The organism is Micromonospora echinofusca, assembly GCF_017614955.1.
Classification (GTDB): domain Bacteria; phylum Actinomycetota; class Actinomycetes; order Mycobacteriales; family Micromonosporaceae; genus Micromonospora; species Micromonospora echinofusca_A.
In genome coordinates this window covers 1-11,020 of record NZ_WVUH01000251.1, presented here as the reverse complement: position 1 = coordinate 11,020, position 11,020 = coordinate 1, and the positions used below count along the sequence as shown (strand labels likewise).

Genomic DNA, 11,020 nt, shown 5'->3' with positions numbered 1-11,020 from the left:
GGTCGGGCCGTAGCGTGCGGGGGTGGACATCGTGCACCTACCCCGCCGGTTGCTGCTCGCCGGACTCGGCTCAGCCGCACTGGTAGTGGTGGCCGGCTGCGAGTCACACCGCGCCACATCCTCGACCCCGCAGCCGTCGGGCAGCCCGCGGCCGTCGGGCAGCTCACCGGGGGGCACGGCCGCGCTGCGGCGGAAGATCGCCAGCCTGCTCGTGGTCGGCTTCCGCGGCACTGAGGCCCCGAACTGGATCATCAAAGCGGTGCGGGAGGGTCTCGGCGGTGTCATCCTCTTCGACCAGGATCTTGAGACGAAGACGGCTCGCAACATCCGCTCACCCGAACAGGTCACCCGGCTGGTGAAGACCCTGAAGGACGCCTCACCGGGCCGGCTCATCGTCTCCATCGACCAGGAGGGCGGCCCTACCTCCCGCCTCAACCCGAGCAACGGATTCCCGGCCACCAGGTCGGAGGCCGAGATCGGCGCGGAGAACTCCACGTCGGCGACCCGTGACTGGGCGCGAGGACTGGTGGCCGGTCTGACACGGATCGGGGTCAACCTGAACTACGCCCCGGTCGTCGACGTGAACGTCAACCCCGACAGCCGGGCGATCGGCATGCTCGGCCGCAGCTTCTCCGCCGACCCGGACGTGGTGGTCAGCAATGCCACGCAGGAGATCCAGGCGCACCGCGCGGCTGGTGTGAAGACGTGCCTGAAGCATTTTCCCGGGTCGGGGAGCGCCGCCGGGAACACCGATTTCGAGGTCGTCGACGTCACCGACACCTGGCAGGAAAAGGAACTCGAGCCGTTCCAACGGCTGATCCAGGCCGGCCTCGCCGACTCGGTCATGGCCGCCCACGTGCTCAACAAGCAGCTCGACCCGACGTACCCGGCGTCGCTGTCGACCGCGACCGTGACGGACCTGCTGCGCGGTCGGCTCGGCTGGCACGGGCCGGTGGTCAGCGACGACATGCAGGCGGTCGCGGTCACCGACCGGTACGGCGCCGCCGAGGCGGTCGACCTGGCGTTGCAGGCCGGCCTCGACCTGCTGGTCTTCGCCAACCAGCAGGTGTACGACCCGGGGGTCGTCGAGGAGACGATCGACACGATCACCGGTCTCGTCCGGGCCGGGCGCATCACCGAGGACCGTATCGACCAGTCCGTCGCCCGAGTGGACTCCCTCCGCCCGAAACGCTGACCGACGTGTGTGGGCAGGCGCCCACCCGGGGTACGCGGTCACGACGCACGATGCGTCAACTACCACCCCACGACGGTGGAAGTGGGTGAGGTTGATGTCGGACCCGCGAGATAACGGCTGAGGATCCCGCCGGGAGGGGGCCCGTCGGCAGCGGATCCCGCAGCCTGCCTCGGCCGCCGAGCCGTCCGGTACCGACGGACACGGCGCCCGGCTCGCCGGCCCCCTCTACGGCCTGGTCCGTGAGGTGTGGACGGCAGCCAGCTCGGCGACACGGCCGTGCTGCTGGCGCTCTGCACGAGCGGTGACGCCCCCGGACCGGGCTGGCGAAGGACGGCGCAGGGAAGGTACCGCGCCTGCTGACAAGCCACCCGAGACGCCTGGACGGCAAACCCATCGACCCCTGGCCGTCGAACTGTGTGCCGACACCACCGGCAACGGCAACACCACAACGAGTGTGCAGACCTGCGCGCCCGGGCAGCTGGCGGACGTCGTCACACTGAGAATCGAACCGGAGGTCGATCTCGACGACCCGGCGTACGGCTACCGGCAGCCCGCGACCGAGTCCCTGCTGTTCCGCCTTGACAGCGGAACCCCCGTCTGGGGCGGCCGCGCATGATCCGCCCGAGCCGGTCTCGTCGCCCGGGCCGGGCCGGTCCGACGTGAACCTGATGTCCCTGCTGATCAGCTCTCGGGACACGTCGGCGTCGTAGGCATCCGCCAGGTGCACGGAGATCTGCCCTGTCGTCCGGCCTATCGCCTGCAGCGACAGGATCACCTCGTTGAACCCCGTTCAGACGGCAGCCGTTCTTGCACATGATCCGCGGCTGTCCGATTCGTCAGGTGCCGGTGACCGCTGCGGGGGAGTCCGGGTCGGCGGTGCCGAGAGCATGTCGATGGTGAGCTGCGGTCCGGTCGCAGGATTGACGAACGACGAGACCTGGAACGCGATCCCTGCCTAGGTGGAGGGGCTGTGCAACACCTGCTGTATCCCGAAGGAACTGGGATACCTCAGCCCGAACGGGTACGACGACCCACCGCTGCATCAGAGCGGAGAACTTGGTTCGGTCGGGGTCGTCCTGAGGTGAGTTTCGTGGCGCACGGTCATGTCGGACCTGGCGGGTATGGTCAGCCACCCCCGTCCAGAGGAGCTGTCATGAGAACATCCCGCGTGATTCTCGCCGTCGCCATGGCTGTCGTTCTTGCCGGCTGTGGTGGCGGACACGAAGGTGACTGGTCCAATGAGCAGCTGCAAAAGGACGGAGCTGCTGCGGTCAAGCGCGACCTCGGTAAGGATGTGACCCTTCAGTGCGAGGGTGGCCTCACCAACCGTCAGGGCTCGTCGATCCGATGCAAGGGCTCGGACGGTTTGGGCTACGTCATCGACGTCAAGAGCGAAGGCGAACTTCGCGCCAGCGGCGGCACTCAGCCATTCTGACCCGGGTCGCGGCCTCTGCAGCGGGCTCCGGCCGTCGCGCTGCAGCGTAGGGCAGCGCGGGTCTCACGGTCCCGAACAGACCGAGCACAGGGTGGTGACCCGCGCCCCAGACGGCGGGTGGTGGAACGGACTCTGTCCTGGTTCACCGCCCACCGTCTCGCCCGGAACGACGAAACCCGCCCCGTCCCGGCGGAGGCGTCATGATCCGCCGGGACGCCATCGGCGGCATGCTCGGCCGCCTCACCCGAGGCAGGTCCGACGCCACATGGCGCAGCTCAGCAGGACATACGGCAGCCTACCCGCCCGGCCGCCAGGTGGAAGATCACCTGGGTGGAAGGGCCAGGTCAGAGCGACCACCACACGTACAGGGTGACCGCCGGGCACACGGACCTCCCCTGACCTGCTCACGCAGCCCGAGCACCGTGTCGTCGAGCTGACCCGGCTCCCACGGGCCAAGCCACTCCTCTGCGGTCGTCCAGCGGGCCGCGACCGCCGCGATCCGCTCGTCCGGCAACGCGGCCAGCGCGTGGACGAAACCGTCGGCGACCTGCACCACACCTGCAGGCTGCTCCGGGGCCACCGCGATCCACGGCCCGGCGGCATCGAACCGGGCAAGGCCGAACGGCAGCCGATGGCCCACCGGAACCGGCGCATCCTCGATGATCGCCCGCCGGACGCTGCCGAGCACTGCGGGCTCCATCCACCCACTTCAGTGCCAACGCTGGCACCTTCGTGCCGGCGGGCCCGTACTCGGCCAAGAGGATGGCCTGCTGCGGGCTGGCGGCGAAGTACTCGGTGCTCATTCCCACTGCCGGGAACAGACCGTGTACGTACCGCTGACCGCGCAGCCCTGTGATCGTCTTGGTCGCGACGTCTTGGCACGCGCGCCTCTTCGTGTGCGAGCTGTTTCCATCGACCTTCTTCTATAAGAAGCTGCGGTCGTTGAGGCGCAGAAGCCGTCGAGGTGAGGGGTGGGACCATATCGCTGACCGACAGCATCCGTGATGACCTGCAGACGATGGCCGCAGGCGTGGGTGCCGTACAGCAGGATGCCGCCGCGGTCGACCACGCCGTTGAGCGGATTGCGGCACGGGCCCTCGGGGCGGGCTTAGCGGGTATCGCGGTGGGACTGGCTCGCGTACGCGAGCAGGTGGGGCAGGTCCGCGCACGGCTGACCACGGTCGGCGGGATCCTGGGCGAGGCGTCGCGCTCGGTATCCGCAGTACCGCGACAGCTGTCGCCCCAAGAAGCCATCACCGCGCTCACGCCGCTGGTCGCCGCCCTCGCCGCCGCCGACGGGGCGGTCGAGGCGGCGGCAGCGGGCATCGAGGAAGCACGGCGACTCGTCGCCGCGGCGCTGCAGGGTGGGCAACCCGGACCGACACTGGCCCGCCTGCAGCAGGTCGGACAGGGACTTGCCGCGGTCAGGGCCCGAGGAGACGAGGCACGCCACCACGTCGAAGCGGCACTCGCACAGGCCCGGCTGGTCGGCGACCTGGGAAAATGACCACCGGCGGCGGCGTCAGCCGACCGCCCGGCACGACCGACACCGCCGCCAGCCCACCCCCGGTGCCGGCCGAAACGGCCCGGTTGCCCGGCTGGCTGACGGAGGCCGCCCGCGACCTGCCCGAACGGCGAGCGAAAGACCCCACCTCCGGTGTGGCGCTGATCAACGGCCAACGAGTGCCCATGAGATCGGGCCGCGACCCGGCAGCCGCCGCCGACCTCAAACCCGCATACAAGCTCATCGCCACCACGACCGACCACCTGGAGGCCAAGCTCGCCGCCCGGATGCGCCGCGAACAGGTCGCGCGCGCGGTCGTGCTGACCAACAACCCACCGTGCGACTACGAGCCCTACGGCTGCGAGAGGATCCTCTCCCGGCTCCTGCCGTCCGGTGCGCAGCTGACTGTGTACGTACGCGACGATGACGGGCAAATACGTCTGTGGCGTACCTACACCGGCAACGGAAAGGCCATCGCATGAAGGTGACGTGGGCATACGACCGGGGCGACCACCGCGACAACCACGAGGTCGACCTGAGCGACCCCGCCGCCCTGAGGACCGTGCTGCACGAGATCCACCAGGCTGGAGAGCCCGTCGCGGTCACCATCTTCAGCCAAGCGACCGACGACCCGGACGAACTGCCACCCGGCCTGCAGATCGGCCTGGGCCACCCCACCCACAGCTTCGCCGTGCACATCGCCGACGACGGCGCATACCTCAACGCCCCGACAGTCGTGACCCCGACCGCCGGGCTCAGCTTCGACCTCGGCGGAGTACCCACCGAGTACCCCGCCGAGCACCTACGGATCCGGCCCGACACGGCCATCCAGATCGCGACCGCCTTCCTCGATACCGGCGGCGAGCCGCCCCGTCTACCCGCCGTCGCCGAGTAGCACTGGTGGTGTCGCCCGGGAGGGCATGCTCGCGGTTCGCTCGGGATCAGGTGAACGCCGAGCAGGAGATAGCTCGTTCGACGATGACGGGGGCGGTAGGGGAGCCCGACGGGTGGCCTCCTCCAGTCCTCCCCTGCACCCCTCGCGAACTCTGAGCTTCTTGTCGGTGGCTTTCTGTAGCTTCTGGTGCCCCTCGGTATTCAGCGTTGCTATCTACCGGTACCTAGTGTTACCGTCTACCGGTAGTCAGCGTCGCTTGATAGCAGGGGGTTGATGGCATGGGCAACCAGATGACGGAGATGCTCAAGGGCACTCTCGAAGGCATCGTCCTGGCGATCTTGGCCCGCAGGTCCGCGTACGGCTACGAGATCACCGCGTGGCTGCGCGACCGCGGGTTCTCGGACATCGCCGAAGGCACCATCTACGCGCTGCTCGTGCGCGTGGAGCAGCGCGGTTTCGTGGACGTGGAGAAGGTCCCCTCCGAGAAGGGGCCCCCGCGGAAGGTGTATTCGCTCAAGGCGAAGGGGCGGGAGCAACTCGCCGAGTTCTGGGGGACGTGGAGCGTCCTCGCGGAGCGCATCGAGCATCTTCGCGACAACGACAACCGACAGGACGAGGGAGCATGAGCATGGCCGCGAAGTGGATCGAGACGCTGGTCGGGTCGCTTGAGCAGAAGAAGCAGTACAAGCGGCACATGGCCCGCATGGAGGCGCTGCCGGAGCCTTACCGGGGCGCGGCCAGGGCCTTTCACCGGTACTTCATGTACCAGGCAGGGATCGTCGACGGGAACACGATGATCACCATGCTCGGCGACTTCGTTGACCTCTGGGAGCGTGCGGTCGCCGACGCAACGCCGGTCCGCGCGATCGTCGGCGACGACCCGGTCGAGTTCGCCGAGACGTTCGTGCAGGCGTACTCGGGCCGGCAGTGGATCGACAAGGAGCGCGAGCGCCTGCGCAAGGCGATCGACGACGCCGACGACGACAACAGCGAGGGAACGAGCGCATGACCACCACGGCACGCGGACCCGCGATCACGGTGCGGGGCATCACCAAGTCCTACAAGGACCTGCCCGTGCTGCGGGGCGTCGACTTCGACGTGGCAGCCGGGAGTATCTTCGCCCTGCTCGGCTCGAACGGCGCCGGAAAGACCACGCTGGTGCGGATCCTGTCAACGCTGCTCAAGGCGAACACCGGTACCGCGACCGTCCACGGCTTCGACGTCTCCTCGGCTCCGGGCGAGGTACGCCGGTCGATCAGCCTCACCGGCCAGTTCGCCGCAGTCGACGAGGTACTCACCGGCAGGGAGAATCTGATCCTTGTCGCCAAGCTCCGCCACCTGAAGAACCCGCGTGCGATCGCCGACGACATGCTCGCCCGTTTCTCGCTCACCGACGCCGGGAACCGCCGGGCGGGAACGTACTCGGGCGGCATGCGCCGGCGGCTGGACATCGCGATGAGCCTTGTCGGCAACCCGCCGGTCGTGTTCCTCGACGAGCCGACCACCGGCCTCGACCCGCAGGCCCGCATCGAGGTCTGGCAGACGGTGAAGCATCTCGCCAAGGATGGCACCACCATCCTGCTGACCACCCAGTACCTCGACGAGGCCGAGCAACTCGCCGACCGGATCGCGATCCTGCACAAGGGCACGATCATCCAGAACGGCACCCTCGCCGAGCTGAAGCGGCTCCTCCCGTCCGCCACGGTCGAGTACGTCGAGAAGCAGCCCACCCTCGAGGACGTCTTCCTCACCCTCGTCGGCCAGACCGCAGGAGAGCAATCCAGATGACCACGCACGTCCTCAGCGACACCGCAACCCTCACCGGCCGCTCCCTGCGTCACATCCTCCGCAGCCCGGACACCATCATCACCACCGCGGTCACCCCCGTCGCGCTGATGCTGCTCTTCGTCTACGTGCTGGGCGGAGCCATCAACACCGGATCCGACGGGTCGTACATCAACTACATGCTCCCGGGCATCCTGCTCATCACCATCGCCTCCGGCATCGCCTACACGGCGTACCGGCTGTTCCTCGACATGCAGGGCGGCATCTTCGAGCGCTTCCAGTCGATGCCGATCCCACGACCCTCCGTGCTGTGGGCGCATGTCCTGACCTCGCTCGTCGCCAACCTGGCCTCGCTCGTGATCGTCACAGGCGTCGCGCTGATCATGGGATTCCGCACCGGCGCATCCGTAGCCGACTGGCTCGCCGTTGCCGGCATCCTGGCCCTGTTCACCCTCGCCCTCACCTGGGTCGCCGTGATCGCGGGTCTGTCCGCCAAGACCGTCGACGGCGCGAGCGCCTTCAGCTACCCGCTGATTTTCCTGCCCTTCATCAGCTCGGCGTTCGTCCCCACCGACTCGATGCCTGGCCCGGTCGCGTGGTTCGCCGACAACCAACCGGTGACGTCGATCGTGAACACTCTCCGCGCGCTCTTCGCGCAGCAACCCGTCGGCAACGACATCTGGATCGCCCTCGCCTGGTGCGCCGGCCTGCTCCTGGCCGCCTACGCCGCTGCGACAGCGATCTACCGCAAGAGGATCAGCTAGCCGATCGCACGGAGACAGCGCCGCATCCGCACGGATGCGGCGCTGTCTCCCTGCGTGGCTCTGCCCTCTGTGGGCGGTAGCTGGCCGGCCAGCGGTTGCCACGCCTCGATCGCTCGAGCCTGCGTGACCCGCCACCGGTGATCGGCGTGCGTCGCCGCCATCGCGAGAATCGGCTTCGTGGCGGTCGAGTCGGCCGAGGAGCCCTCGTCACCGCAGGTGCGGCGCGTTCCTGCGGTCTACGTCATCAGTTGCCGAAGCGCCCACCAGGGGTGTCGACTGCGGGGGAGTGTCGACAGGGCGACGGCGTCCCAGGCTGCAATGCCGGAAGTGTCATCTCCAACGTGGTGTTCGGCTTGGCGGCCGCTGCCGGTCCACGATTCGCTGTACCTGACGACGGGGATGAGGGTGAGTCCGTCGCGGGCGGCGCCCCACTGCGCGCGGGTCTCGTCGGCGACGGTGAAGGTCGGCTTCGCACCGGCGGCGAGGAGTTCGTTCAGAATGAACTCGTAGGTCTCGGGCAGGTTCGCTGCAACCGCCAGGTCGAGCAGGACCGCTGCGGCATACGAGGTGGCGGATGTGGCGATCTCGATGTGCTCGAGTTCCGGTCCGAGGAAGTGTGTTGCCTCTTCGGTCGGGCTGGCACCGACAGGGGCGAGACCAAGTCCGGTGTCGTAGGCGTCGGCGACCCAGCGGGTGACGGCACGCAGATAGTTGTCGAGAGCGCTCGGGTCCTCCGCATGCAGGGACAGGACGGCCGGGATCATGCTGGCAGCCCAGTTGTCGGAGATCGGATGCGCCGCTCCGGGCTGGTGCTTCAGCAGCGTAGTTGTTGCTCGTCGCGCCCGGCCGGCTGTCACATCGTCAACGTCCGGAGCAATGCCCAGGAGTCCCCAGACCTCGGCAAGACGAAGGCAGAAAACAGGGTAGGTGAGGTGAATGAAGCTCGGCGCGATCTCCCTCACAAGGTCCATGGAGCTGCTGGCGGCGTCTTCGTATCGGTCGAGTAGACGCGTGGCGTAGGCGGCGTGCAGCAGCCGCACCGAGCGGGCCAGTTCCGCGGATCCAGGCTCTGCCGGCTGGCAGACGGCTGCGCGCAGAGCCGCGAGGGCCACGGTTGCTGCAAGGTCGGTGCGACGGCTGTCCCGCAGCCGGTTGGCCACGACCGCAGACTCGATAGCTACTTGCCGCAGCGGCCTGCCCGTCCATCTGCGGGTATACCGCTCGACAATCTGGTAGTCGGTCTTCTGTTGGTCGATCTGTCCGAGTAGCGCCAGCAGATCGCCGGGGCTGCCCGCCGCCAACCCGCACGCAGGTGTGGCGGCGAGCATCGGACGCAGGACGTCGCGATCCCAGAGGTCGAACCCGGGCTCGCCGAGCCTCCGCACACGGGCGTTGTAGTCCTGCGCCTGCACAGCGGCTGCGCCGACCAGCCGTCCCGTCGTCACAAGGACCGCGGCACGAGGCAGGTTCCGGTCGAAGTGGGGGTGCGCGAGACCATCCGTGCGGATCTCGTCGACCTGGTATCGGATCACCCGCCAGTCAGCGAGCTTGATGTCACCGGCCTTGCTCTGCAACGCGTACTGCCGAAGTTCGCCGTCCTCGTGGCGTTTGGCGATGAAGTCCTTGCCGAACTCGAACGCGCCGTGCAGCTGATGAACGTCGGTGAAGCCATTGGCGTGCAGCAGCGCGAGCAGGGGAGCAGTTCAGTGACCGTCGCGAGATACTGATCGACGACGCCGTCGAGCATCAAACTCCTCCCGCTTCCGTCGCAAGATGTCGTCCACACGAGCTTGTTGCGCAGCTGTCGGGGGCCCTTGCCGAACGAGTCTGGCGTAGGTCTGCTGGTTCATGACGATCATTCCGCCGTGCTCCCCGTCATCGCGAAACACCAGGTCGACTCGCTCGAGTGCGTCGATGATCAGGTCCCACGACATGGGGCCGCTGACGGTGTTGCCGACCGCCTCTGCTACCTCACCGACATGCGAGTAGAAGCCGCTCATTATGGCCGCGAGCTGCCTCTGCGCGAGGAACGCCATCTCGGACAGCAACAGTTGCCGCTCTCCAGCGATGGCCTCGCCAACGTCGAACGAGATCCAGGACGACGCGTCAATCGGTTCCACCCGTACTGCCCGGCCCTCACCGACGTCCACTGACACGGGCGACACAACGTCCATCGGCACCCGCCGCATGCGCCCGTACACCGGGTCCGTGGCTCGCATGAGTGCATCGGTGCCAGCGAGCAGGAACTCGTATCCGGCGACGTCATATTCAGTCAACGTCACCTCGCGTATCCGCTCCGACTCCGCCGTCACAACCACACCTTAAGCGGGACCTCTGACATGACCCCGTCCGCGGCGTGTCACGACCGAGCAACTGACGTCCTGATGATCCGCCGGCTGCCTAGCGGAGGCCGTCGACAGGGCGATCGAGCGCGGCACATAAAGCGCTCAGGAGCTGAGTCTGCGGGATGGACCGCTCCCAGGGCGCGGGGAACGGATGCGGCCCTGACCCACCCAGCGCGCCCGAACCTCCGCCCGGAACACCGCAGCAAAAGCGGCATCCGTCAGAGCGGGCTTGCGAGCCCGGCCGAGCGCCGGTTCAGGGCCCGTACACCGGAATGTCTCCTGGGGCTTCCACCGAGGCCGGCACTCGCGCGCTGACGGTGTCGAAGCCTTCACAGTCGGGTCCTGCGGCGCGATCCGGTTGTGGCCGGTATGGCGTCGGATCTCATCGCCGGGTCTGGCGGCATCGAGGACGAGGCGGGCGGTGGCTTCGGCGGCTTGGCGTTGGGTGTGGGGTTAGGACGCTGGTGTAGGTGTCGGCAGTCAGGTGAATGGTGGCGTGGCCGAGCTGGTCCTGGACGGTCTTGAGGTCGGCGCCGGCGGCGTGCGCGAGGGTCGCGGCGCCGTGTCGCAGGTCGTGCAGCCTGATCGGTGGCAGCCCGGCCCGGTTGACCAGCAGTCGTAGGCGTTGGGTGAGGTAGCCGGGATGGATGGGTAGCCCGTCGGGGCTGGTGAACACGTAGCCGCTGTCGTGGCTGACCTTCCCGGCGTCGGCGCGCGCTGCGTCGCTGGCGTTGGCGCTCGTGGTGCTGGCGCAGCACCCGAACGGTGTGCTGGTCCAGCGCTACGGTGCGGCGGCTGGCTGCGGACTTGGGTGGCCCTTCGTGGACGTCGTAGCCGGCGGTCGTGCGTTGCCGGACCACCGCGACAGCTGGCCGGTGTGCAGGTCGACTTCGGTCCAGCGCAGCCCGGCGGCCTCGCCACGGCGCAGACCGCGCAGGGCGACCAACCACCAGAAGGCGAACAGGCGGTCGTCGCGGACGTAGTCGAGGAAGTTGGCCAGCTGGGTCGGCGTCCACACGCCGATCGTGGGACGCTCGCCGCTGGCCTGCCACTTGGCGACGCGAGCCTCGGTCCAGACCTGGGCCTGCGGGCGGGGA

The 11,020-nt window shown here is 68.3% G+C and carries 14 protein-coding genes and 1 pseudogene; 10 read left to right on the top strand and 5 right to left on the bottom strand.

The genetic code is table 11. The features are described from left to right. Positions 1 to 22: 22 nt before the first annotated feature. Positions 23 to 1,195 (top strand): glycoside hydrolase family 3 N-terminal domain-containing protein, encoded by a 1,173-nt coding sequence (locus GSF22_RS23935; RefSeq protein ID WP_307804266.1) that lies wholly within the window; start codon positions 23 to 25, stop codon positions 1,193 to 1,195. Positions 1,196 to 2,348: 1,153 nt separating this feature from the next. Continuing rightward, positions 2,349 to 2,630, top strand: coding sequence for a hypothetical protein (locus tag GSF22_RS23930; protein WP_208815983.1), 282 nt, complete (start codon positions 2,349 to 2,351; stop codon positions 2,628 to 2,630). Positions 2,631 to 2,952: 322 nt separating this feature from the next. On the opposite strand, the gene GSF22_RS23925 is transcribed toward GSF22_RS23930, so the two are convergent. Then, complete coding sequence (locus GSF22_RS23925; protein ID WP_208815982.1) at positions 2,953 to 3,330, bottom strand: hypothetical protein; 378 nt, start codon at positions 3,328 to 3,330, stop codon at positions 2,953 to 2,955. 264 nt (positions 3,331 to 3,594) lie between these two features. Between GSF22_RS23925 and GSF22_RS23920 the strand changes: the two genes are divergently transcribed. From GSF22_RS23920 to GSF22_RS23890, 7 genes are all read left to right on the top strand, one after another. Further along, positions 3,595 to 4,137, top strand: a complete 543-nt coding sequence (locus tag GSF22_RS23920; RefSeq protein ID WP_307804265.1) for a DUF6244 family protein — start codon at positions 3,595 to 3,597, stop codon at positions 4,135 to 4,137. Then, the gene (locus GSF22_RS23915; protein WP_208815981.1) at positions 4,134 to 4,616 is read left to right on the top strand and encodes a DddA-like double-stranded DNA deaminase toxin; all 483 of its coding nucleotides are present in this window, start codon (positions 4,134 to 4,136) and stop codon (positions 4,614 to 4,616) included. The genes GSF22_RS23920 and GSF22_RS23915 overlap by 4 nt, the downstream gene beginning before the upstream one ends. Next, complete coding sequence (locus GSF22_RS23910) at positions 4,613 to 5,029, top strand: Imm1 family immunity protein (RefSeq protein ID WP_208815980.1); 417 nt, start codon at positions 4,613 to 4,615, stop codon at positions 5,027 to 5,029. The genes GSF22_RS23915 and GSF22_RS23910 overlap by 4 nt, the downstream gene beginning before the upstream one ends. 278 nt (positions 5,030 to 5,307) lie before the next feature. Further along, complete coding sequence (locus GSF22_RS23905; RefSeq protein WP_208815979.1) at positions 5,308 to 5,655, top strand: PadR family transcriptional regulator; 348 nt, start codon at positions 5,308 to 5,310, stop codon at positions 5,653 to 5,655. 2 nt (positions 5,656 to 5,657) lie between these two features. Next, positions 5,658 to 6,038, top strand: coding sequence for a DUF1048 domain-containing protein (locus GSF22_RS23900; RefSeq protein WP_208815978.1), 381 nt, complete (start codon positions 5,658 to 5,660; stop codon positions 6,036 to 6,038). Continuing rightward, positions 6,035 to 6,817, top strand: coding sequence for an ABC transporter ATP-binding protein (locus GSF22_RS23895; protein ID WP_208815977.1), 783 nt, complete (start codon positions 6,035 to 6,037; stop codon positions 6,815 to 6,817). The genes GSF22_RS23900 and GSF22_RS23895 overlap by 4 nt, the downstream gene beginning before the upstream one ends. Next, a complete protein-coding gene (locus GSF22_RS23890) occupies positions 6,814 to 7,578 on the top strand; it encodes an ABC transporter permease (RefSeq protein ID WP_208815976.1) in 765 nt (254 codons plus the stop codon). Before GSF22_RS23895 ends, GSF22_RS23890 begins: the two co-directional genes overlap by 4 nt. Positions 7,579 to 7,814: 236 nt before the next feature. On the opposite strand, the gene GSF22_RS23885 is transcribed toward GSF22_RS23890, so the two are convergent. Beyond that, a complete protein-coding gene (locus tag GSF22_RS23885) occupies positions 7,815 to 8,990 on the bottom strand; it encodes a hypothetical protein (RefSeq protein ID WP_208815975.1) in 1,176 nt (391 codons plus the stop codon). A 72-nt stretch (positions 8,991 to 9,062) separates the two neighbouring features. Here GSF22_RS23885 and GSF22_RS23880 point away from each other — a divergent pair, with 72 nt between their 5' ends. Then, entirely contained in the window at positions 9,063 to 9,305 is a 243-nt protein-coding gene (locus GSF22_RS23880; protein WP_208815974.1) for a hypothetical protein, read from the top strand. On the opposite strand, the gene GSF22_RS23875 is transcribed toward GSF22_RS23880, so the two are convergent. The 3 genes and pseudogenes from GSF22_RS23875 to GSF22_RS34995 form a co-directional block, all read right to left on the bottom strand. Next, a complete protein-coding gene (locus tag GSF22_RS23875) occupies positions 9,282 to 9,890 on the bottom strand; it encodes a hypothetical protein (protein WP_208815973.1) in 609 nt (202 codons plus the stop codon). The genes GSF22_RS23880 and GSF22_RS23875 overlap by 24 nt on opposite strands. A gap of 415 nt (positions 9,891 to 10,305) precedes the next feature. Next, positions 10,306 to 10,599, bottom strand: coding sequence for a tyrosine-type recombinase/integrase (locus GSF22_RS35000; RefSeq protein ID WP_307804263.1), 294 nt, complete (start codon positions 10,597 to 10,599; stop codon positions 10,306 to 10,308). Between the two features lie 105 nt (positions 10,600 to 10,704). Then, a pseudogene (locus tag GSF22_RS34995) lies at positions 10,705 to 11,020 on the bottom strand (hypothetical protein); the annotation flags it as partial.

Coding starts and splice junctions, on each gene's coding strand:
- GSF22_RS23930 (WP_208815983.1), top strand. CDS start 2,349: ATGAGAACATCCCGCGTGATTCTCGCCGTCGCCATGGCTGTCGTTCTT.
- GSF22_RS23925 (WP_208815982.1), bottom strand. CDS start 3,330: ATGGAGCCCGCAGTGCTCGGCAGCGTCCGGCGGGCGATCATCGAGGAT.
- GSF22_RS23915 (WP_208815981.1), top strand. CDS start 4,134: ATGACCACCGGCGGCGGCGTCAGCCGACCGCCCGGCACGACCGACACC.
- GSF22_RS23910 (WP_208815980.1), top strand. CDS start 4,613: ATGAAGGTGACGTGGGCATACGACCGGGGCGACCACCGCGACAACCAC.
- GSF22_RS23905 (WP_208815979.1), top strand. CDS start 5,308: ATGGGCAACCAGATGACGGAGATGCTCAAGGGCACTCTCGAAGGCATC.
- GSF22_RS23900 (WP_208815978.1), top strand. CDS start 5,658: ATGGCCGCGAAGTGGATCGAGACGCTGGTCGGGTCGCTTGAGCAGAAG.
- GSF22_RS23895 (WP_208815977.1), top strand. CDS start 6,035: ATGACCACCACGGCACGCGGACCCGCGATCACGGTGCGGGGCATCACC.
- GSF22_RS23890 (WP_208815976.1), top strand. CDS start 6,814: ATGACCACGCACGTCCTCAGCGACACCGCAACCCTCACCGGCCGCTCC.